Source organism: Klebsiella sp. GG_Kp175, from assembly GCF_040062325.1.
Lineage (GTDB): Bacteria > Pseudomonadota > Gammaproteobacteria > Enterobacterales > Enterobacteriaceae > Klebsiella > Klebsiella quasipneumoniae.
In genome coordinates this window covers 298334-320257 of record NZ_JBEAFX010000004.1, presented here as the reverse complement: position 1 = coordinate 320257, position 21924 = coordinate 298334, and the positions used below count along the sequence as shown (strand labels likewise).

Below are 21924 nucleotides of genomic sequence, written 5' to 3'. Positions count from 1 at the left end.
TGTCAGTTGTCCAGACTGACTAGGTAATTATCGCCCGTCCCGGGGATAAAAGCAAAATGAGCATATACGAGAAAATGGCTATTTCTTGGCATTCTGCTCTGCCATTTCCAGATAGCGCGGGTCGCTGGCGCGCGGGAGCTGGGTGCTTTGCTCTCGATAGTAGCGGACGCGCTCCGTGAAATAATCCCGTGGATGCTCGGACTGTTACCGCATCACGACTTCGGCGACAACCGAATGATTCCGGCGATCTTTGTAGGCGTCGCTGGACGCGGCAAGGTCGACGTTAACCTTGTCCTGTTCGCCTTTCTGCTTTGATGATATATTCCAGCTAACATAGTCAATCACTTCATTTTATAAGTTTTTCCATGAACAAAAAGACAATAAGAATTATCGCCTGCTGTGTTATCGTATGCATGTTTGTAGTGGTGCCAACGTCCTTAGTTCATGGTGATTCTAACTTTGGTTTTGCCTATCAATTTATCTGGAATGTTGGTTTTGATGATAATAGTGTTTTCCCTTCTGCAGTTGAGCCATTGTACTTGATGGTGCAGATAATCGGCGTCCTTGCCATTACCTGGCTGCTTACAAAAGACAGTAAGTGATGTAATTACCTATCACTTATCAGAGAAGTGAGGCTTTACGTTCTGCGAGGGATTTAGGCGACGCCATTCTCCCGCGGGGCTACTACTTCCCTGTAACGCTTCATATAATGAGAATAACTACCTCCTGTGCTATCTGTAGCAGAAAGTAGCCCAAACTCACAATTTCGAATCTCGCGGGTCACCCCACCAACAATCGGTTAGCTATTCTCAGCAGAATTTTCCAGCTTAGCCGTTTAGTAAACGTAAAAAAGCCGAGCTTAAGCTCGGCCTTTTTCACCTTATATACCACCTAAACAATTGGAGGTAGTATCTGAAATAATTCTTGAATTACCTGCACAAGGTTAGTTACCGCCTCGATCAGGGTAGTCGCGAACTGTATATAATGAAGAACATTTACCATATCCACTTACCTTATAAAAGAAGTTACGGGTAGTGGAGGAGAGCCCGTTGCTGCCCTTTAAATCTTCCTCAAGCAACGGCTATCTGCACGCCAAGTAAAGAAAGCACCCCTCCGCGAAGGTATCTGAACAGCTCCACCCGTTTCAGATAAGGACTATGAATAATCTAGCCCGTCTTGAATGCAAAATCACGCAAGTAATGCGTTGCTCACGACTGATTTCAATGACATATCAATAATATTTTTCATCTCTAATCTTCTAAGAAATGAAATATTCCATTGAAAAGAGAGAAATTCCGACCTATCATTTTTGGGCCAAGTAAAGAAAACATCTCTCTCACAACCAGACTTCCAATCTGCTGTGAGCACCAAAACCCGGCACTAATTGCCGGGTTTTATATTCTTTTCCAAGTGCTTATGCGGCCTCCCTCGCCCTACACATCTCGGGCAAGTTAGCTTTCACCAGTGCTTCTGCAAACGGCGGCGGAACGGCGTTACCACAGCGCGCGACCTGCTTATCCTTCGCATACTTCACCCCGCGGTAATCCTGATCGATGATGTACCATTCTGGGAAGCCCTGCGCGCGGTAGAGCTCATGCGGCTGAAGCATACGCATGCCGATATCAATAATGCGGTAAGTTACCCCGGCGATTTCCACCAGACCGGTGCATTCCTCTCCACAGTATTCCTGCAGGAACGCCAGCACCTGCTGCGCGCGCTCTTCGTCGTAGTCCTCGACCGCCAGCGTGGTTTTGACCTCCCCCACGTGCTGGCCACCAGCTGTGACTGTCGGCATAGGTTCATCAGTACGCTGACCATCACGGCAAGAGCCACGTAGTTTCACGAGGTGAGAAGCAACCACGGCATGGTGATCGACAGTTGTTACTGAATGCGCAGGCTCATCCAGCCCCACGCCGGGCCCGGTGTAGTTGCCGCCGTAGTGTTTTGCCAGAAATGCACTCACCGTCGCGAATTTATTGCCGCCGGCGGTAACAGTACCCAGCGGGTTGTCCAGTTGCAGCACGCGCGGTTCCTGCCCCGGTCGTTCGCCGTAACCCATCTGAATCAGCGTTGGCGTCACGAGTTGCGATTTCCCGCCGCCGCCCGCGGTGATTGTTGCGCTTGGTTCGTCGGCACGGTGGCCGACACTGGCACCGAATTGCCGGGCGATAACCGGAGTGACGACACAGGCGCGCGACTCTTTCAGGATTGTGTGGGCGGGTTTATCAAGCGGGCGCGGTTTAGCCTGGTATTCGCTGCCACCGTTGCCAGCGAGGAACGGGACAAGGCCCGCCTCAACAATCCCCAGCGCATGACCATTGCCGCCCGGGCGTTTTGACGTACCGGCGGTCACCGTGGGTACCGGTTCGGTGACTGGCTGCCCGGTGGCGCCGGTGCGAAACTTGGTTAGGTGTGGTACCGCGACGGCAAAACCGTGGGTTTTCGTAATCGTCTGCAGCGGCCCAGTCATCGACTGCCCGCGAAAACAATCGTACTGCCCTTTCGTCGTTGTGTGGTTGCACTTCACGATGAACGGCTCGGCACTGTCGATAACGAAGCGCTGGATTCCCCGGGCAATGCGCCGGAGTGTGTTTTCCGCCAGCGGCTTTTTGCGGCCAAAAATTGACGGGGCTGGGATGGACCAGTCGATGCATTCTGCAGCTGTGCGCCACGGCGCCAGCTTGCCTGCCTGCACCGCGGGCGATTTAGGATCCCCGTGCGTGGCTTCGGGCCAGACTATCGGCTGCCCGTCCCGGCGCATGACCATGAAAAATCGTTTTCGAATTGTTGGCGCGCCATAATCGCAGGCGCGCAGTTCCCGATACTCAACGGTATAACCCAGACCATTTACCAGCCGTGTGGCTTCCTCGCTATCCAGCGAAATATTCAGAAATTCGCAGCATTCAGCCAGAGCTGGATGGTTCGCCGGGATCCCGGTTGTCAGCATGTCGACAAATGCCCGGAATGTTTCGCCGACGCGCGCCGGATCCGGACGGCTGTAGCCAGGGTAAACGGGACCAATAAAACTACCAATCATTTCATGAGGTAAATCTGGCTTCGGAGGGATTTCAATAAGCGGACCCCACGTTTTAAATTCTTCAACGTTTTCCAGCATCATCACGCGAGGGTCAACATCCAGCCCCCAGCGAAGAGTAACCCACGCCAGCCCACGAATTGCCTTTTCTACCGGCTTAGCTCCTTTCGCCTTTGAAAAGTGACGGCAATCTGGTGAAAACCACGCCAGCGCTACCGGGCGGCCAGCGGTCGCGACCTTTGGCCTGACTTCGTAAACCGATTCGCAATAGTGCAGCGTGTCCGGGTGATTGGTGGTATGCATAGCTACAGCGTTCGGGTCATGGTTAATCGCAATATCCACACTGCGCCCAATCGCCAGCTCGATGCCCGTTGAGGCGCCGCCGCCACCAGCAAAGTTATCAACGATGATTTCGCTATCTTTCACGCATATTTCTCCATGGCACAGGCCAGCGAACCAGCCGCGGCGATAATTGACGGTACCGGCATTTTTTCCAGCCACATACGGTTGATATGGTGCTGCAGTCGGCGCTGGTGGTGCGCCGGAAGTGTCCCGGCTTTTTCAATCTGAGCGAAGACCATGCTGACTTCCGCTGGCCATACTGTTTCAGGCACATCCACCAGCAGTAGGCTTTCCAGTTCCTGCAGGCGTTTGCAGGCGTATTCCAGTGAAGAGTCCATCACTCAGCCTCCACCTTGATGCCAGCGGCAGCAGCTGTACGCGCATAAACGATCACGCCGTCCTCGGGGCGCTTGCGCGGCAAAAAGATACCAGGGCGCGGCCACAACGCAATAAAGCGACATTCGCTGTTTTCAAGACGGTGAAATGCTTTCTCGCTCATCACACCTACCGGGCGAAGTTGCTCCTGTTCGCGCTCTAGCTCGGCGATGCGCGCCTGCAACTCCTCGCAGTGGTCTGTTATCCCCCGGCATTGAGTTTTCCAGTAGGCTTCCATCCCCTGCGCCTTCTCCAGCGCCTCTATGAGCTGATCCGTGTAATGCTCAACTTCAACAGCCATTTGCCGCAATTCGTCGTTAGATGCGTAGGCAATGAGTCTGGACAAACGGTGAATATTTGCGTTTTTTTGTATGCTAGTCAGTTCGGTGTTATTAGTCATGAATAGCCTCCTGAACATCTAAAACTCGCTGAAAAACAGGACTGCCAAGCAGGCTGTAATTCATCCCAACAGCAACTTTCGGCACCAGGCCAAAACGCTTCATGTCAAAGTCGATGACGGCCCGCTGATCGCGGAACAGCCCCAAACGACCATGCCGGACAACCTCGCCAGTCGCTTCTGCTTCGGAAAAATACCGCTGGACAGTAGCGCGGCTCAGCCCCAGTTTTTTCATTGCCTCGGTGGTCGTAAGGCGCCCCTGATGCCTCGTGATCCGAATCACTGCGCGGACGTACTCTCTGCGCTCAACTGCTGACAATGCTCTAGCCATACATACCTCACTTAACGACACGCAAATGGCGCACGTTTTTGCGATAGCTGTCCCATTCAAAATTCACCCACATACCGCCGTCCATCTGGAGACGGTCAAGGATCCGCATACCCAGTGTTTCCTTCAGCGATTCATAGTTCAGGTTGGTTAGGATGCCGACAGGTCGCATGGAGGACAGCCGGCGATCGATAACCTGATTCAGGATGACTTTTTCACCGCTGCTTCCGCGCTGAATACCCACCTCATCCAGAATAAGCAGGTCCACATGGCACAAGTCGTCCAGCAAGGACGCCTCTGACTGCCCGCCGTCATAACATTCCCGAACACGCAGCATAAGATCCGGAATGGTTACCACCAGCACAGAGCGGCCACCAGCCAGCAGGTGATTTCCGATTGCTGCCGCCAGATGGTTTTTCCCGGTGCCCGGCGCTCCGCTGAATACGAAACTCGCAAACCCAGAGCCGAAATGCTGCGCATAACTTTTCGCCATCGAGAGCGCACGACGCTGGCCTTCCGACTCAACCTGATAGTTCGCGAATGTGCAGCCGCGGTGCAGATCCTGAATTCCTGCACGTCCAAAGATTTTCTCTGCACGTGCGCGCTGGTTTTGTTTTTCCAGTTCCTCGCAGCACTTACGGCCTTCTTCGGCTTGCCAGGCACGCCATTCATCAACGCTGCCGAATTTAGGCTGAACGCCAGGGGGAATGAGTTTTTTTAATCGCTCCAGTGCATTCCCGGTACGAACAAAGTTTTTCATCGCTACCCCCTGAATCCCGCTGGGATGGTTTTGTCAGGTTCCGAAATCTGATTGGGATCTCGAGTTCCTGGCGCCTGCTGAATCGCCCACGGTTCGCTGAAATGCATACCGGGACCAAAAAATGTTTTCGCCTGTTTCACGTACTGCGTGTTCAGGATTCCCTCGGCTTTAACGAAAGCAGCGTAACGCTCCACACCTGCGAGGATTTCCGCCGTAGTGGTTCCATCCCTGATTCGGGCATTCCAGGCTTTGAAGGCATCGGATTTGCTGTTACCCCCTGCCCGCTTGGGATAAACCGACCAGACCTGCTCGAACTCATTCGGGTATATTTTTTGAGGTTCAGGTTTATCGCCTTCGTCCTGGTTCTGATCGTCAGGGGGTGTGGCGGAGCCATGCCCCGAACTATCTTCCTCCTGATCCTGTTCCTGCTCCTGATCCTGTTCCTGGTTAAGGAACGGTTCGAGAACCCTTTCGGAACCCTTTAGTTTTGCGATACCAATGTGGGATATTGCCGAGGCTAAAACCCGCGCCAGCTCTGGCTTCACCGTAGATTTGTCCGGGACCTGATCAAACAAACGAAGTGCTGCAATTCCCTGGTTTGGGTTTTCAACTGAATTCCAGGTCAGAAAGTTACGAATTAGCACCCATTTCGATGACGAATCACGCGTTGCGAAACCGTTAGCCGATAGCTCATCAAACCCTTTCGAAACCCTTTCAGGAGTCCAGGCAAGGTCTTCCGAAACGTATCCATCAGGCAGTCGGAAACACCCGATCATGTTTGTGTGTTGCCCGGTGAGCAGGTACAGCGCCAGCAACCTGGCATCATCCGATACCCGGCGCATTCCATCGCTTATCCAAAATGATGTATGCACCTTGCCGTAATCACGCATAGAGACCCCGTTGTTGCTTAAACTGGTGTGTTTTCATCACCAAGCACCCACCGCAAAGCCGCTGCGTATTCGCCGCTGGCGGTTTGAAGTTGCTGGGTAATTTCCTTACGGGATTTGAGACGCGGCTTTGTGTCACCGAGAACAGCGCGCTGGCGGCGAGCTTTCTCGTGGCCAGTTACACCCTCTGCCACTGCCTCTAATTGTTTGACCGTTTCCCGTTGCTTTTCCGGTGGCATATCGACCAGTTGACGCGCTTGAGTGACAGTGACTTTTCCAGCCTCAACCGCCGCCTGGACGGCCTGCGTAGCATCCAGTAGAGCCACGGTTGCCTGGACCGTTTTTACGCTGCAGCCAAAAAGCAGGGCAATGTCATTTTCGTCATGACCATATTCCATCTGCTGAACCATTTTTTTGGCCCGGCCCAGTGGGGTATCTGGTTGGGTTATCTCGTTTTCGCTGACCATGTATTTGGCCATTTGAATTGCTGTGCCGCGCTTAGCTATACCGGGTACAGGCCAAGGTTCCAGCCCTGCCCGCTTTCTCCTGGCGTTTGCTTCCTTAGCGTTCTTTACGCGCTGCCGACCTGCCACCACGCAGGTTTTCCCTGTCTCCGGGTCCTTCCACACGATAATCGGTTCGAGTACCCCAAGTTCCATGATGTTGAGGATCACAGCTTCATTAAGCGGTAGGTGTACTCGTTCGTCGTAAAGCGGGTGTGTTGTATCGATCACCAGATGCAGGTTTTCCGGTTCGAAAAACAGGACGTTGCTTTTACCGCTGGCGCCGTACGCGTCGATCGAGTTTTTAGCCATGGGCGCCCCCGTTATTGAAATTCAGTTGGTTCGTGTTCATAATTTCCCCTGTGAATTGATCCAGTTAATTCGCAACGAAAGCCGTAGGTGTTGCAGCACCGCGGCTTTCACCTTTCTGAATTCCAGCATCACGTCACTCCCAGCATTGAAGTGACAATGGCCATCAGCGGCGCCGTTAACTCAGGGTCTATCCGGAACATCTCGACAATTCCCTCACTCAGTTCTTTCAGCTTCTGATGGCGTGGAGCCCCCACAGCAACGGAAATCTTTGCTTCGCTGGTTTCTTTTTCCAGACGAGCCAGACGGGACATAAAATTGTCTTCGGGCATCAGGCGATGGCGGAACTCCAGCGGAAGAACGGCCATGATTGCCGGGGTAAGAAGGCGAACGTACTCGCGATAGCGCTCAGAATCGGCCGGGTTGTCCAGGTAGCGAAAAAGCTTCTGCCGGGCACGGCTGATGTCATCAGGAAACGTGATCTCCTCGCCTCCCTGCTGTCGCCACTCATCGATGATGTGTGCCGACACAACGTCCTGCCCTTCAGCTGCAGCCCAGGCACGAACGGCAGAGCGAATTGCGTCGTTATCCGCCTCTCTCTGTTGATTACGCTTTATCAGAGCGCCGGTGTTGAATCCGGTATTTTGTTGAAAGGGAAGTGTTTGCATGTTTATACCCTCTGCTCCTGCGGCAAACCGTCGGTAGGGTTCGGGTACAAATCGGGGCGCAATTCGTGTGGCGTCACTCCGGTTGCTTTGAAGATAGTGAGAACGCGGCTTTGCGGTACCACGCCGTAATTTCTATTTTTCCAGTGACTAACCGTCATAGCTGAAACATCTAAACTTTCAGCTAGCTTGCTGGCATTCCCTGCAATGTTTATGGCTTTGTCGAGAGCTTTCATAGATGACTCCTGTGAAGAAACACGATAATTAAACAACAGGTTTAAATAACAGTCAAAGAAATTTCAACATATAGTTTATTTCGGGTGTTAAACGATTTGTTTATAATCTTGATATGAGAGAAAAAAACATCAAACCGCCAATGCTTTCTGACCGCCTTACCAAGGTGCTTAAAACCAGGAAGATGAGTAAGTCAGAATTAGCTAGAAGGGTTGGCGTGACTCCGCAAGCTGTGAATAACTGGTTCTCCAGGGGAGAGCTGGGGAGAGAGTCTGCTCAGCAGATTGCGGACGTCCTTAAAATCTCAATCGACTGGCTTTTGAATGGTGATCCGAATGACATTTTGACTATTGAACAAGTCAGAATGAAAAGGCTAAAACAATATGTCGAGAACGGCTCGCTTAAGATAGAAGATGATCCATTCTTTGAAGAAATCCTTTCAGGAAAGAAACCAATCAATGACAATGTCGCAAGGCGTATTGAACGCGACTTCAGTCTCCCTTTCGGCTCTCTTGATTACGATCCAGAGCGAGCACCATCTAATCTAGTTGGGGACTTATCTTCGACTGAGATCGAACTTGTACATCTTTTCCGTCAGATGCCAAAATCGGCGCAAAAGGAAATGCTGTTACTTTTTAACAGCAGAGTGAGTGAGTACTCGTCTCTTTTTAGAGAATTACTTGAACTGAAAGAACAGAAGTAGACCTAGCCCCTTGCGTAGGAGCAGAAACCGGCACTTGCCGGTTTTTTTGTGCCCATCGATCAAAATTAAACTACAAGTTGAAAATGCCCTTGACGCAAATTTAAACCTGCTGTTTAATTCATTCATCAACAACGCGCTGCGTTGCTCCGATAAACGTTCCGCTGGCCACGTAATGGCTGAGGTTGAAATGAGTAAGCACGGCATCAGAGCCATGGTCATTTCGGCAGTAATTGGGCTCTTCATCTGGATTGCGCTTATCAGCGCACTGAGGGGATTGTTTCTATGAATGATTTCGCACGCAAACCCGCTCGTCAGCAGGCTGTTCGTTTAAGTCCGCTGTCAGCTTTCATCCGCCGGGTGTGCTACATGCTCGCGCAAAAAGGAGACCCTTCATGAGCACGATGTTTGCCCTGGTTCTCACCGTCAGCATGCTGACGGGCGGTAATCAGGATGTGCTGCTCGGCGTTTACGACACTGAGAATGACTGCAAGGCAGCCGCAGAAGAGCAACACGTGAAAGCTGAATGCTATCCACTGAAAGGCGTACTGGACGAGCATCCGGCCGGGTTCACGGTGCAAATGTAGGGGGAAGAATGCAGAAGAAATGCGGTTACTGCCGTAAAGCGATCGAGGGAAAACCAGTGGTGAGCACCCTGTTGTACCTCCAGGGGAACCAGCTCGCACGGAAAGAAAAAGAGTACTGCTCTGAACGTTGCGCCTCTTACGACCAGATGGCGCACGAGGGCTAACGTAAACCCGCCGAAGCGGGCTGTACGTCCGGTGCCACCGACCAAAGTTACACCGGAAATTACCAAAACCAATGACCACCCTAAATGGGCGCTACCAATGGCCCGGGGGATTCTACATCCAAAATAGAGGCTATCACATGGAATATTTTTATCTGATAAAAGCGACTCAAAAATCGGGTAAAGCTGATGCCGTAATCTGGCGTACCAATAAATCAGAAGCTCGCGCCCTTCTGCAGCTGGACGTCGATCTGGAAGACGCTGGGATCGAAACAGGCCGCGGCAAAGACTATCAAAAACCAATTCGCACCGATTTCCCGGTATTCAATGACCTTCCGGCGGAAGGTGTTCTCGATTACTCATGGTGCCAACGCTACCAGCTCGGCGACGATGGTCGCACCTGGGCTCTGAAGCCAGGTCAGGCGCCTGCGGAGCATCACATCAATGATGCCGGAGTATCCGCTGAGCCCGTTAGTGGCGAGCTGGTTGATGCCAATACTAATGGCGACGCGGCACAAGGTGAGACCGTGGAAACTTTCGGTAGTGACGAATACCAGGACGATTCCAGCGCGCTTTTTAACGTGGCCGAGCTCCCCTTTCGCGCTCAGCTGCTGGCGCAGTACATGGCCGAAGAACGTCACGTTTATCATATCAGCATGCCTCACCGGCAGGAGCTGTCAGCTCTTGAAATGGACACTGATAACACAGCCGTCCAGGATCTGATTCTGGCCGCCGAGAATGTCCCTGAAATCAAAAAATACGATATGCCGGCGCTCTGGAAATTCACCAGCGCCAATAAAAAAGTCTTCCCGGAAGGGAAACGGCATGAGCTCGGTAAGCGTATCCAGTTTGCTAAGCTGTGGTTCGCCACGAACGCGATCGACCGCGGCATTCTCACCAGGGAATGGGCTGCCGGTAACTGCATTTCTTCGGTATTCAAAACCGATGCAGGTACGAATGCTGGCGGCGGTAATAAAACCGATCGTAACCCTGACTACACCCATACCCTTGATACGCTCGATGTAGAAATAGCCCTGGCCACAATGCCAATGGATTTCGATATCTACAATTTCCCGGCATCAATTCACCGCCGGGCCAAAGAGATCGTTCAGAAGAAAGAAAGTCCGTTCAAAGAATGGTCTGCAGCGCTGCGCAAGGTCGCAGGCATCCTGGATTATTCACGCGCAGCCATTTTTGCCCTTATTCGTGGCGCCACCAGCGATATTCATCATTTCCCGGTAAGTCTGCAGACCTATATCAATGCGAACCTGACTGAGCATAAGCATGACACCCCTTCTGCTGAGACGCTTGAGAAAGCTGGTCATGTTTCATCTGCCGCTGTCACTCTGGACGCTGTGAAAAAGGATATCGATGGAGATGAAGGTGTGCCTGACCTGGAAACTCTCTCCACTGACTTTCAGGTAATTGGCACCGAACTGGTGAAAGAAGCTCAAAAGAAACGTCCTGACGCTAATCAGGTTCTGGCCGCCGAACGTGGTGAATATGTCGAAGGCATCAGTGACCCCACGGATCCGAAGTGGATAACCGAAGACCTGACCAAACCCAGGGCCCCGGAAATTGCCAATCTTGGCGGCGGAATGTTTTCAATTGAAGGCCTTATGACTTCACCGGCTACTAATGCTACCGAAGAAGGAACCACCAGCGATGTGCAGATGGAAACGGCTCAGCCGGTCGAAGACGAAAATGATAATGCGGTATCAGCAGGCGAAGGCGCTGATGAGCCTCCTGCGCAAACAACTGCCGTGAACATGAGAGAAATACTGGCTGAACGCTGCCCGGATCTTACCGCCGAAGTGCTGAAAAGCCAGGTTTCCGAGAGTGCTCATAGCGATGAAGAGGAAGTGGCTGAACAAGCAGCGCCAGCATGGCCGGAGTATTTCGAGCCTGGTCGATATGAAGGCGTGCCAAATGAGATCTACCACGCCGCTAACGGTATCAGCTCCACGATGGTTAAAGATGCACGGGTATCGCTGATGTATTTCGAGGCACGCCACGTATCTAAAACCATCCAGAAGGTACGCTCCCCTGTTCTGGATATGGGAAATCTGGTGCATGCACTGGCGCTGCAGCCTGAGCAGCTGGAAACAGAGTTCAGCATCGAGCCGGAAATCCCGGAAGGCGCCTTCACCACGACTGCGACGATCCGCGCGTTTATCGACGAATACAACAACGGGCTTCCGGTTTTGCTCAGCGCAGATGACATCAAGAGATTCTTGGAGGAATACAACGCGACCCTGCCCGCCCAGGTTCCTTTGGGTACATCAGTTGAAGAAACCGGCCAGGGTTATATGTCTTTGCCTGCTGAGTTCCAGCGCATTGAAGACGGTCAAAAGCAAACCGCTACCGCAATGAAGGCATGCATCAAGGAATATAACGCTACTCTGCCCGCCCAGGTGAAAACCAGCGGCAGCCGCGATGCCTTACTGGAACAGCTGGCAATCATTAACCCTGACCTGGTTGCTCAGGAAGCACAGAAGGCGCAGCCGCTGAAAGTCTCTGGCACAAAGGCCGATCTGATTCAGGCCGTGAAATCGGTTAAACCGGATGCCGTGTTTGCCGATGAGCTGCTGGATGCATGGCACGAAAACCCTGAAGGAAAAGTGCTGGTTACCCATCAGCAGCTAAGTACTGCGCTGGCCATTCAGAAAGCACTCCTGAATCACCCGACCGCCGGCAAGTTATTGACGCACCCGAGCCGTGCCGTCGAGGTGAGCTATTTCGGCATTGATGAGGAAACCGGGCTGGAAGTTCGCGTGCGTCCTGACCTTGAGATAGACATGGGCGGCCTGCGCATCGGTGCGGACCTTAAAACCATCAGCATGTGGAACATCAAGCAGGAAGGCCTGCGCGCCAAATTGCACCGGGAAATCATCGAGCGCGACTACCACCTGAGCGCGGCTATGTACTGCGAAACCGCAGCCCTTGACCAGTTCTTCTGGATATTCGTTAACAAAGACGAGAACTACCACTGGATCGCCATCATCGAGGCATCCGAAGAACTGCTGGAACTCGGCATGCTGGAATATCGCAAAGCAATGCGTGCCATCGCGAACGGTTTCGACACTGGCGAATGGCCGGCGCCAATCACTGAGGATTACGCCGAAGAACTCAACGATTTTGATGTGCGCCGTCTCGAAGCGCTGCGCGTACAGGCATAAGGGGATATGACGATGGAAAACACCAATATTGTTACCACTGAGCAACAGGCTCCAAATACCATTTCTGCCAGTAACGCCATCTTCAACGTGCAGGCGCTCGGCCAGCTAACGGCATTTGCAAACCTGATGGCAGATTCTCAGGTGACGGTACCTGCACACCTCGCGGGTAAACCAGCCGATTGCATGGCGATCGTTATGCAGGCAATGCAATGGGGCATGAATCCCTACGCAGTAGCGCAAAAAACGCATCTGGTAAACGGTGTGCTTGGGTATGAAGCCCAATTGGTCAATGCGGTAATCGCCAGCTCAAGCGCCATTCATGGCCGCTTTCACTATCGTTACGGCGGCGACTGGGAGCGCTGCACCAGGACTCAAGAGGTCACCCGGGAAAAGCACGGCAAAAACGGGAAATACAATGTCACCGAGCGTGTACGAGGTTGGACAGATGAGGACGAAATCGGGTTATTCGTCCAGGTCGGCGCGATTCTGCGCGGTGAATCAGAAATCACTTGGGGGGAGCCACTTTATCTCTCTGGAGTCGTCACACGTAATTCTCCTTTGTGGGTTTCTAACCCGAAACAGCAAATCGCTTATCTGGGCGTCAAATACTGGGCTCGCCTGTACTGCCCGGAAGTCATCCTGGGCGTTTACAGCCCGGATGAAGTTGAACAAAGACCCGAGCGAGAAATAAACCCGGCGCCGGCGCAAAGAATGTCTGTGGCAGAGATCACCAGCGGAACAGACATCACCACCAGCACGCAGGATGCAGCTCTCAATATTTCCCTGGCAGATGATTTCCGTGACCGCATTGAGCGCGCCGAATCGGTCGATGCAGCAAAAGCCATCAGGGCGGATCTGGATAAAGAGAAAGCTGTGCTGGGCACTGTTCTCTTCACCGAGCTGAAAGGTAAAGCCGTGCAGCGTTATTTCATGGTTGACGCCAGAAACAAAGTTGAGGCCGCGATCAACTCTCTACCCAATCCCGGAGAACCGGAAGCCGTCGAACTGTTCGCTAAAGCTGAAGGCATTCTCAACGGCGCGAAACGCCACCTCGGCGATGAACTGTATGACCAGTTCCGCATCACCCTGGACGACATGAAACCGGAATACGTGGGCTAACCAGATCGGGAGAGGAAACTCTCCCGATAAAGGAATGTATATGCGATTGATTAACCGAAGCAGACACTCCCCTCTGGGCCGCCAGGCGTGCGATGCCGCGCTGGCAAAACACGTTGAGCTTTATGGAGCTTACGGGCGACAGAAAACGAAGAGAACTTATACGGTGGTGGTTCAAGGCTCAAAGATCACTGTAGAAGTTGTTAATAGAAAAAGTAGCTATGTGGCCACAGCCATGAGCTGCGCGCGCCGGCTACACCATCTGCCTGGACAATGTAACTAAGGGGTTTTTATGACTAATACATCTCATAAATCAGATGAAATTTTGATAACCGATGACGTTCTGTCCAGATACAAAATATCGCGCAGCACACTCTATTTCTGGAGCACCCCATCCCGGATGCCCTCTTACTTTGCTCAGCCATTCCCGCAGCCTAAAATAAATGGCAGCCCTAAAAGGTGGAGACTTTCAGACTTGCTGGCCTGGGAAGATAACGTGGGGATCAAACCAGAGGCTGACCAACCAGCTTCTCAAGGTGATCCTGCCAAACAGCAAGCCAGTGACGCTGATCATCCAGATAATCATGCAGGTTATAACGTGCCATGACACCTGCCATATGATGGCCAAGCAGTTTTTCCACAACATGTGGCGGCGCACCTAATTCAGAAAGGCGTGTCGCCACTGTTCGCCTGAGGTCATGGAGAGACCAGGGTTTCATGCCTGTTTTAGCTATAATCTGAGCAGAAAACAGAGCGACGTTTGGTTGTTGTGGCGGTCTGTCATCTTCTGGCCCTCTGTAACGTGACAGCGTCACAACGTGTTTTGAAACTGACGTTTCCTTCTCTGCTAACATCATTCTTACTACTGCCTCGGGGAGTGCCCTTCTGACCGATTTCCCGGTTTTATAATCGCTTGCCGGAATGGTCCACGTTTGCTCATGGAAATCGAACCACTCCCATCTTGCTGTCCTAATCTCTGTACTCCGGCAGCCAGTCATTATGAGAAACTTCATTATCAGCTGTTGTCTGTACTTCAATTCAGGAAGGATGTTCCAAACTGTTTTGATTTCCTCATCACTCAATCTGCGATCTTTTACGGATGCTGTGAGACCTACGTCAGAGCGCCTAAGGCTCTCAATTGGGTTCACATTAATTACCCCTCGATTGGAGCAGAAACGGAACGTACGCTGCATCAGCCCCAGCATCTGACCAGTGACAACTCTTCGCCCCATGCCATCAAAAAGGTTAAGCCAGTGCGCTTTAGTGGTCTGATCAACAATCATGTCCCCCAGCACAGGCGCTATATGGTTATTGAAGTCCCGCCGGTTAACCTTGATTTTCACAAGACCTTCAGGGATGCAGTAATACTTTTCCCAGTAATCGAAAGCCTCTTTAACGGTGAGTGCTTCGACTTTTTTCTGTTTCTCCAGAACTGTTTGCCGTCTCGGATCGAGTCCTTCTGTCAACCAGGCCCTGAACTGCTGTCTACGTTCGCGAGCTTGAGATAAGGAGGTGGTTGGATAATCGCCAATCGTTAGCTGAGCGGCTTTCCCGTTCCATCTGTAGCGGTAAAAGAATGTTATACTGCCGGAAGTAGACAACCGGACATTCAGACCATGAGCGTCCGAAATGACCTCGATCTGGTCTCTCTTTTTGCCAAGAGCTTTTCTTAATTTTGTGTCGGTAAGCAATGTGTACACTCCGGAAGACGATATACACATCAGTGTACACATTTTACTTAAATTGATAACCTTCAAATCAATGCAGAACACACAAAATTAAAGCACTCTATGCTGGCAAGATGTTGTTATTAGCGGGATTTTTTAAAAGACTTAAAGCATGACTAACAAACTTAAAACGGATTCATATGCCCTACGATAGCGTTTATCTGGAAAAGCGTCCGCCCGGCGCGCTGCGCACCGTATGGCGTAAATTCTATGGCGACACCACGGCGATGATCGGCCTGTACGGCTGCGCAGGGCTGCTGCTGCTCTGCGTCTTCGGCGGCTGGTTCGCCCCCTACGGCATCGACCAGCAGTTCCTCGGCTACCAGCTGCTGCCGCCATCGTGGTCGCGCTATGGCGAAGTCTCTTTCTTCCTCGGGACCGATGACCTGGGGCGCGATGTGCTCAGCCGGCTGCTGAGCGGCGCGGCGCCGACCGTCGGCGGCGCTTTTGTCGTCACCCTCGGCGCCACGCTGTTTGGCCTGGTGCTGGGCGTCATTGCCGGGTCGACCCACGGCCTGCGCTCGGCGGTGATGAACCATATCCTCGATACCCTGCTCTCCATCCCCTCGCTACTGCTGGCCATCATCGTCGTCGCCTTTGCCGGGCCGCACCTCAGCCATGCGATGTTTGCCGTCTGGCTGGCGCTGCTGCCGCGGATGGTGCGTTCCGTCTACAGCATGGTCCACGATGAGCTGGAGAAAGAGTACATCATCGCCGCCCGCCTCGACGGGGCGTCGACGCTGAATATTCTGTTGTTCGCCATTCTGCCCAATATCGCCTCCGGCCTGGTGACCGAGATCACCCGCGCCCTGTCGATGGCTATTCTGGATATCGCCGCGCTGGGCTTTCTTGACCTCGGCGCTCAGCTGCCTTCGCCGGAATGGGGAGCGATGCTGGGCGATGCGCTGGAGCTTATCTATGTTGCGCCGTGGACCGTGATGCTGCCCGGGGCCGCGATTATGCTCAGCGTACTGCTGGTCAACCTGCTGGGCGACGGTATTCGCCGGGCGATCATTGCCGGGGTAGAATAATGCCGTTACTCGATATTCGTCACTTAACCATCGAATTTAAAACCAACGAAGGCTGGGTGAAAGCCGTCGATCGCGTCAGCCTGACCCTGACCGAAGGCGAAATCCGTGGCCTGGTCGGGGAATCCGGCTCCGGAAAGAGCCTGATCGCCAAAGCTATCTGCGGCGTGACAAAGGACAACTGGCGGGTCACGGCCGACCGCATGCGCTTCGACGACATCGACCTGCTGCGGCTGTCGAACCGCGAGCGCCGAAAGCTGATCGGCCACAACGTGTCAATGATATTCCAGGAGCCGCAGTCGTGCCTCGATCCCTCTGAGCGCATCGGCCAGCAGCTGATCCAGAGTATCCCCGGCTGGACCTACAAAGGGCGCTGGTGGCAGCGGCTGGGCTGGCGCAAGCGTCGGGCCATCGAGCTGTTGCACCGCGTCGGAATTAAAGATCACAAAGACGCCATGCGCAGCTTCCCCTATCAGCTGACCGAAGGCGAGTGCCAGAAGGTGATGATTGCCATCGCCCTGGCCAACCAGCCGCGCCTGCTGATCGCCGATGAACCGACCAACGCCATGGAGCCAACGACTCAGGCGCAGATTATCCGCCTGCTGACGCGGCTCAACCAGAACAACAACACCACCATTTTGCTGATCAGCCACGACCTGCAGATGCTCAGCAAATGGGCGGATAAAATCAACGTCATGTACTGCGGGCAGACGGTGGAGAGCGGGCCCAGCGAAGAGCTGATCACCCTGCCGCATCACCCCTACACCCAGGCGTTAATCCGCGCGATCCCGGATTTTGGCAGCGCCATGCCGCATAAAAGCCGCCTCAACACCCTGCCGGGGGCGATCCCGCTGCTGGAGCAGCTGCCCATCGGCTGCCGGCTGGGGCCCCGCTGCCCGTACGCCCAGCGCGAGTGTATTGAAACGCCGCGTCTTACCGGGGTGCGCAATCACCTGTACGCCTGTCATTTCCCGCTGAACATGGAGAAAGAGTGAAATGGTCGAAACATTGCTGGAAGTGCGCCAACTCAGTAAGACCTTTCGCTACCGCACCGGCTGGTTTCACCGCCAGACGGTGGAGGCGGTTAAGCCGCTGAGTTTTACCCTGCGCGAACGGCAGACGCTGGCGATTATCGGCGAGAATGGCTCCGGAAAATCCACCCTCGCGAAGATGCTGGCGGGCATGGTGGAGCCCACCAGCGGCGAGGTGCTGATCGACGACCATCCGTTGACCTTCGGGGATTACTCCTACCGCAGCCAGAAAATTCGCATGATCTTTCAGGATCCGTCGACGTCGCTAAACCCGCGCCAGCGCATCTCGCAGATCCTCGATTTTCCGCTGCGGCTGAATACCGATCTCGACGCCGAAGCGCGACAGAAGCAGATCATCGACACCCTGCGCATGGTCGGCCTGCTGCCGGACCACGTCAGCTACTATCCCCATATGCTGGCCCCGGGTCAGAAGCAGCGTCTTGGCCTCGCCCGGGCGCTGATCCTGCGCCCGAAGGTCATCGTCTGCGATGAGGCGCTGGCCTCGCTGGATATGTCGATGCGCTCCCAGCTCATCAACCTGATGCTGGAGCTGCAGGAGAAACAGGGCATCTCCTACATCTATGTCACCCAGCACCTGGGCATGATGAAGCACATCAGCGATCAGGTGCTGGTGATGCATAACGGGGAAGTGGTTGAGCGCGGCAGCACCGCCGATGTGCTGGCCTCACCGCTGCACGACCTGACCCGACGTCTGATTGCCGGCCATTTCGGTGAGGCTCTCACCGCCGACGCCTGGCGCAAAGACGGCAAATAGCGTCGTCTCATTCACCTCGCCCGCTGACCTCACGCCGGCGCGTGGCCAGCGGTTCGCTTAAGGATGGCCACCGCGCTGGCAATGTCCGGCGCCAGCCAACGATCGTCCTCCCAGCCAGGCACGCTTTCGCGCAGCAGGTCTCGCGCCCGGCGCGTGCCCGCGGCCAGCTTCTGCGGCTCGTGAAAATCGAGCCCCTGGGCAGCGAGTAAATATTCGATGCCGAGGATCTGATAGAGGTTGCCCAGCAGGCGCTGCAGTTTCAGCGCAGCGCTGGTGCCCAGACTTAAATGATCCTCCTGCAACGCCGAGGTAACAAAATTATCCAGCACCGCTGGCTGCGCCAGCTGCTTGTTTTCCGCGCACAACGACGCGGCGACGTACTGGGCAATCATCATCCCTGAATTCACGCCCGGTCGGGCGACCAGGAACGCCGGCAGCCCGCTCACCAGAGGATTCACCAGCCGGTCAAGGCGTCGTTCAGCGATAGCACCCAGCTCTGCCATGGCAATGGCCAGCAAATCGCAGGCCATTGCCACTGATTCGCCGTGCGGATGCGCCTGGGAGACCACCCGCCACTGCTCAACGGTCCCCAGGATCAGCGGATTATCGGTACAGGCGTTGAGTTCGATATTTATCTGCGTCTGCGCGTGGCTAAACTGATCGCGGCAAGCGCCATGCACCTGAGGCATCGAGCGAAGGCTTAGCGCATCCTGGGTGCGAAGTCCTTGACTTTCGGCCAGCAGAGGGCTGTCCGCCAGCAGCTCACGCAGCCGCTGGCCGCTGGTCTGGATACCGGGGCTGGCTTTCAGCGCCAGGATCTCGGCATCGAATGCCACAAGCTGGCCGCGCAGCGCTTCAAAGCTCATCGCGCCGGTTACATCGGCCCAGTCCATTAAGCGCTCGGCGTCGTCTAACGCCAGACAGGCCAGACCGGTCATGCACGGCGTACCGTTGACCAGACTCAGCCCCTCTTTCGCTCCCGGCGCGATGGGCTGCAGATTCAGCTGCGACAGGACCTCTGCCGCAGGCCACGTTCGCCCCTGCCACAGCACATCGCCAACCCCCATCAGGGCCAGGCCAATATGCGCCATATGCGTCAAATAGCCAACTGACCCCTGGGAGGGCACCTGAGGGGTGACGCCATGCTGCAAAAACGCCAACAGCTGCTGCACTATCCCGGCGGAGATCCCGGATTTACCGTGGCTGAAATTGGCCACCGCGGCGCACATAATTGCCCGGGTTGGGGCGACCTCCAGCAACGGTCCCACCCCGCAGGCATGGCTGAGCAACGTATTGCGCGACAGCTGGTGCAGCTGTGCTTCCGGCAGCGTAATATTGCACAGCGCCCCCAGCCCGGTATTGATCCCATAGGCTACCTGGCCGGCTTTAACGATATGCTGGACGATCGCCCGTCCTTGCGCGATACGCGCCCAGGCGCTGTCGCTGAGGCTCAAGGTCGCCTCGCCCCGGGCGACGCAAGCCACCTCCTGCCAGCGTATCGGCGCATCGCCCCACTGGATCATTTTCATACGACCTGTCCTGGCTGTTGATGGCTGGAGATAAATTGCTTAAAGCGCGCGGATCCCTGGCTGCCAAACAGCGCCTCAGGCGCGCCGTCGCAGTCAATCGTCCCCTGGTGCATAAAGACCACCCGGTTGGAGACATGGCGGGCGAATCCCAGCTCGTGGGTGACCACCAGCATCGTCCGTCCCTCCTCCGCCAGGCTGCGCATCACCTTTAGCACCTCGCCGACCAGTTCAGGATCCAGCGCTGAGGTGGGTTCATCAAAGAGCATGACGTCCGGCTCCATCGCCAGCGCGCGGGCTATCGCCACGCGCTGCTGCTGGCCGCCGGAGAGCTGCGCCGGATAAAAATCCTTTCGGTTCAACATCCCCACCCGCTCCAGCAGCTGCTCGGCCTGTTCAATGCAGGTCCGTTTATCGCGTTTGAGCACATAATGCGGCCCCTCAATGACATTCTGCAGGACCGTCATATGCGACCACAGGTTAAAACTTTGGAAGACCATCCCCAGCCGCGAGCGCAGGCGTTCTATCTGCCGGGGATTTGCCGCCAGCCGATGCCCGCGAGCGTGGTGTTTCATTTCAATCGTCTCCCCGCCGACGCTGACCACTCCGGCATCGGGCGTTTCCAGCAGGTTAATGCAGCGCAGCAGCGTACTTTTACCGGAGCCGCTGGCGCCAAGGATCGAAATAACATCGCCCTGCTGCGCCTGGATGGTGATCCCCTTCAGAACATCCAGGGAGCCAAAGGACTTATGAATATCGCTGACCGATAAGGTCACCGGACGTGAATCGAGCATCTTACTCTCCTTTGGTTATCGGCTTGAGCGACACGGTCGCCGGATTTGGCCGGGTATGCGGGGTTAAACGCCGTTCAAGCAGGGCGTACAACTGCACAATGATGAAATTGAGCAGCAGGTAGATGGCCGCCGCGCAGAGAAATACCTCCATCGTCCGGTAGGTACGCTGAATAATCTGTTGGGCCACCCCCGTGACGTCCCAGACGGTCACCAGGCTTGCCAGCGCCGTCGACTTGACCAACAAAATGGCCTCCGTGGAGTAGGCTGGCAGCGCATAGCGCAGCATCACCGGGGCAATGATCCGCCGCAGCAGCAGCCAGCGCGACATACCGCAAGCCTGGCCGGCTTCAATCTGACCCGGCGGTATCGCCAGCAACCCGCCGCGCAGAATTTCCGCGGTATAGGCCGCCGTACAGAGCGCCAGCGCCAGAACGGCGCAGATGAAGGGTTCGCGCAGCAGCGGCCACAGGAAACTGTGGCGGATCACCCCAAACTGACCCAGCCCGTAATAAATGAGAAACAACTGGATCAGCAATGGCGAGCCGCGAAAGATCAGGATATAGCCTTTGGCGAAGCCGCTTGCCAGCGGCCAGCGGCTCATTCGCAGCGCCAGAACGCCAAGGGCCAGCACGCCGCCAAGCATAAAAGAGCAGATAAAGAGCCCCAGCGTCACCGGCAGCGCCGCGCCGAGCTTCAACAACGTCTCACCGAGGAAGGCAAAATCGATAATCATACGGGCTCCTTACGCCTACGCGGCGCTGCGACGCAGCCAGGCGCGGTTCAGATGGCTCTCCGCCCGGGTAAACGCGCGGTTAGAGAGCAGCGTCAGGATCAAATAGCAACCGCCGCCGATGAGATAGAACAGGAAATAATCGCGGGTAGAGCCAGCGGCAATCTGGCTGGCGCGCATCAATTCAACCATCCCGGTCACTGATACCAGCGCCGAATCTTTGAGGCTCATCTGCCAGACGTTGGACAACCCCGGCAGCGAATAACGGACAATCTGCGGCAGCAGGATGCGCTGCAGGATCCGCCAGCGCGGCATGCCAATGGCGGTAGCTGCCTCCACTTCACCGGGCATCAACGCCAGGCGAGCAGCACGGTAGACTTCCGCCTGATACGAGGAGGAGATCAAACCAATCGCCAGGGCGCCAATCAGAAATGGCGGCACCTCAATAAAGCCGTCTGCGCCAAACAGGCGACCCAGCCATGAAATCATCCCTGAGCCGCCAAAATAGAACAGATAGATCACCAGTAATTCAGGGATACCGCGGAATACCACCGACCAGGCGGCGCCGAACCAGCGCGCTGGCGCGTGCCGGGACAATTTCGCGGCGGCGATGACGCCGCCCACGCCCGCACCGACGGCCAGCGCTGCAAGCGACAGCAGCAACGTGGTCAGCGTTGCGCTGAGGATCAGCGTCCCCCACCCGTTTTCACCCAAACTCAGAAGATTTAACATGGTT

23 protein-coding genes and 2 pseudogenes are annotated in these 21924 nt (G+C 54.8%); 10 read left to right on the top strand and 15 right to left on the bottom strand.

What is annotated here, in order from left to right; translation table 11 throughout:
- Positions 1-78: 78 nt before the first annotated feature.
- A pseudogene (locus ABLU73_RS10300) lies at positions 79-342 on the bottom strand (DNA polymerase III subunit theta).
- Positions 343-365: 23 nt separating this feature from the next.
- Between ABLU73_RS10300 and ABLU73_RS10295 the strand changes: the two are divergent.
- Positions 366-602, top strand: coding sequence for a hypothetical protein (locus tag ABLU73_RS10295; protein WP_142668325.1), 237 nt, complete (start codon positions 366-368; stop codon positions 600-602).
- An 812-nt stretch (positions 603-1414) separates the two neighbouring features.
- Here the strand turns inward: ABLU73_RS10295 and ABLU73_RS10290 are convergent.
- From ABLU73_RS10290 to ABLU73_RS10250, 9 genes are all read right to left on the bottom strand, one after another.
- Complete coding sequence (locus ABLU73_RS10290) at positions 1415-3460, bottom strand: DNA cytosine methyltransferase (protein ID WP_110216890.1); 2046 nt, start codon at positions 3458-3460, stop codon at positions 1415-1417.
- Positions 3457-3714, bottom strand: a complete 258-nt coding sequence (locus tag ABLU73_RS10285) for a hypothetical protein (RefSeq protein WP_032423781.1) — start codon at positions 3712-3714, stop codon at positions 3457-3459. The genes ABLU73_RS10290 and ABLU73_RS10285 overlap by 4 nt, the downstream gene beginning before the upstream one ends.
- Entirely contained in the window at positions 3714-4151 is a 438-nt protein-coding gene (locus tag ABLU73_RS10280; protein WP_110216889.1) for a hypothetical protein, read from the bottom strand. The genes ABLU73_RS10285 and ABLU73_RS10280 overlap by 1 nt, the downstream gene beginning before the upstream one ends.
- The gene (locus tag ABLU73_RS10275; protein WP_110198011.1) at positions 4144-4479 is read right to left on the bottom strand and encodes a DUF977 family protein; all 336 of its coding nucleotides are present in this window, start codon (positions 4477-4479) and stop codon (positions 4144-4146) included. Before ABLU73_RS10275 ends, ABLU73_RS10280 begins: the two co-directional genes overlap by 8 nt.
- Before the next feature lie 7 nt (positions 4480-4486).
- Entirely contained in the window at positions 4487-5236 is a 750-nt protein-coding gene (locus ABLU73_RS10270) for an ATP-binding protein (RefSeq protein WP_064185508.1), read from the bottom strand.
- A gap of 2 nt (positions 5237-5238) precedes the next feature.
- Positions 5239-6126, bottom strand: a complete 888-nt coding sequence (locus ABLU73_RS10265) for a hypothetical protein (protein WP_170324249.1) — start codon at positions 6124-6126, stop codon at positions 5239-5241.
- 17 nt (positions 6127-6143) lie between these two features.
- The gene (locus ABLU73_RS10260; protein ID WP_348850176.1) at positions 6144-6938 is read right to left on the bottom strand and encodes a ParB/RepB/Spo0J family partition protein; all 795 of its coding nucleotides are present in this window, start codon (positions 6936-6938) and stop codon (positions 6144-6146) included.
- A 128-nt stretch (positions 6939-7066) separates the two neighbouring features.
- Positions 7067-7603 carry a toxin YdaT domain-containing protein gene (locus tag ABLU73_RS10255; protein WP_048324700.1) on the bottom strand — a complete coding sequence of 179 codons (537 nt, stop codon included), beginning with the start codon at positions 7601-7603 and terminating at the stop codon, positions 7067-7069.
- 2 nt (positions 7604-7605) lie between these two features.
- Positions 7606-7836 carry a YdaS family helix-turn-helix protein gene (locus tag ABLU73_RS10250; RefSeq protein ID WP_023313094.1) on the bottom strand — a complete coding sequence of 77 codons (231 nt, stop codon included), beginning with the start codon at positions 7834-7836 and terminating at the stop codon, positions 7606-7608.
- Positions 7837-7949: 113 nt separating this feature from the next.
- Here ABLU73_RS10250 and ABLU73_RS10245 point away from each other — a divergent pair, with 113 nt between their 5' ends.
- The 6 genes and pseudogenes from ABLU73_RS10245 to ABLU73_RS10220 all read left to right on the top strand — a co-directional run bounded on the left by ABLU73_RS10245 (position 7950) and on the right by ABLU73_RS10220 (position 13860).
- Positions 7950-8537: a helix-turn-helix domain-containing protein gene (locus tag ABLU73_RS10245; RefSeq protein WP_223376126.1), complete on the top strand. Its 588-nt coding sequence runs from the start codon at positions 7950-7952 to the stop codon at positions 8535-8537.
- A gap of 392 nt (positions 8538-8929) precedes the next feature.
- Positions 8930-9121: a YebW family protein gene (locus ABLU73_RS10240; protein WP_004179600.1), complete on the top strand. Its 192-nt coding sequence runs from the start codon at positions 8930-8932 to the stop codon at positions 9119-9121.
- Between the two features lie 8 nt (positions 9122-9129).
- Positions 9130-9285, top strand: a complete 156-nt coding sequence (locus ABLU73_RS10235) for a YdaE family protein (protein WP_016946289.1) — start codon at positions 9130-9132, stop codon at positions 9283-9285.
- Positions 9286-9422: 137 nt separating this feature from the next.
- The gene (locus tag ABLU73_RS10230) at positions 9423-12461 is read left to right on the top strand and encodes a RecE family exodeoxyribonuclease (RefSeq protein WP_080892537.1); all 3039 of its coding nucleotides are present in this window, start codon (positions 9423-9425) and stop codon (positions 12459-12461) included.
- Positions 12424-13580 (top strand): annotated as a pseudogene (locus tag ABLU73_RS10225) (RecT family recombinase). The gene ABLU73_RS10230 and the pseudogene ABLU73_RS10225 overlap by 38 nt, the downstream one beginning before the upstream one ends.
- A gap of 40 nt (positions 13581-13620) precedes the next feature.
- The gene (locus ABLU73_RS10220; protein ID WP_022631172.1) at positions 13621-13860 is read left to right on the top strand and encodes a DUF4060 family protein; all 240 of its coding nucleotides are present in this window, start codon (positions 13621-13623) and stop codon (positions 13858-13860) included.
- A gap of 220 nt (positions 13861-14080) precedes the next feature.
- Here the strand turns inward: ABLU73_RS10220 and ABLU73_RS10215 are convergent, their stop codons facing one another.
- Complete coding sequence (locus ABLU73_RS10215) at positions 14081-15298, bottom strand: site-specific integrase (RefSeq protein WP_080892535.1); 1218 nt, start codon at positions 15296-15298, stop codon at positions 14081-14083.
- Positions 15299-15444: 146 nt separating this feature from the next.
- Between ABLU73_RS10215 and sapC the strand changes: the two genes are divergently transcribed.
- The 3 genes from sapC to sapF are packed head-to-tail and all read left to right on the top strand — an operon-like array spanning position 15445 to position 18138.
- A complete protein-coding gene (sapC, locus tag ABLU73_RS10210; protein WP_004151901.1) occupies positions 15445-16335 on the top strand; it encodes a putrescine export ABC transporter permease SapC in 891 nt (296 codons plus the stop codon).
- Complete coding sequence (gene sapD, locus ABLU73_RS10205) at positions 16335-17327, top strand: putrescine export ABC transporter ATP-binding protein SapD (RefSeq protein ID WP_004203899.1); 993 nt, start codon at positions 16335-16337, stop codon at positions 17325-17327. The genes sapC and sapD overlap by 1 nt, the downstream gene beginning before the upstream one ends.
- A gap of 1 nt (position 17328) precedes the next feature.
- Complete coding sequence (sapF, locus tag ABLU73_RS10200; RefSeq protein ID WP_004203898.1) at positions 17329-18138, top strand: putrescine export ABC transporter ATP-binding protein SapF; 810 nt, start codon at positions 17329-17331, stop codon at positions 18136-18138.
- Between the two features lie 29 nt (positions 18139-18167).
- Here sapF and hutH read toward each other — a convergent pair whose 3' ends face one another.
- The 4 genes from hutH to ABLU73_RS10180 are packed head-to-tail and all read right to left on the bottom strand — an operon-like array spanning position 18168 to position 21920.
- Entirely contained in the window at positions 18168-19667 is a 1500-nt protein-coding gene (gene hutH / locus ABLU73_RS10195) for a histidine ammonia-lyase (RefSeq protein ID WP_023318042.1), read from the bottom strand.
- Complete coding sequence (locus ABLU73_RS10190) at positions 19664-20458, bottom strand: ATP-binding cassette domain-containing protein (RefSeq protein ID WP_017900863.1); 795 nt, start codon at positions 20456-20458, stop codon at positions 19664-19666. Before ABLU73_RS10190 ends, hutH begins: the two co-directional genes overlap by 4 nt.
- A 1-nt stretch (position 20459) precedes the next feature.
- Complete coding sequence (locus tag ABLU73_RS10185; RefSeq protein WP_004203893.1) at positions 20460-21191, bottom strand: ABC transporter permease subunit; 732 nt, start codon at positions 21189-21191, stop codon at positions 20460-20462.
- Between the two features lie 15 nt (positions 21192-21206).
- Positions 21207-21920 carry an ABC transporter permease subunit gene (locus ABLU73_RS10180; RefSeq protein WP_264923529.1) on the bottom strand — a complete coding sequence of 238 codons (714 nt, stop codon included), beginning with the start codon at positions 21918-21920 and terminating at the stop codon, positions 21207-21209.
- Positions 21921-21924 lie beyond the last annotated feature (4 nt).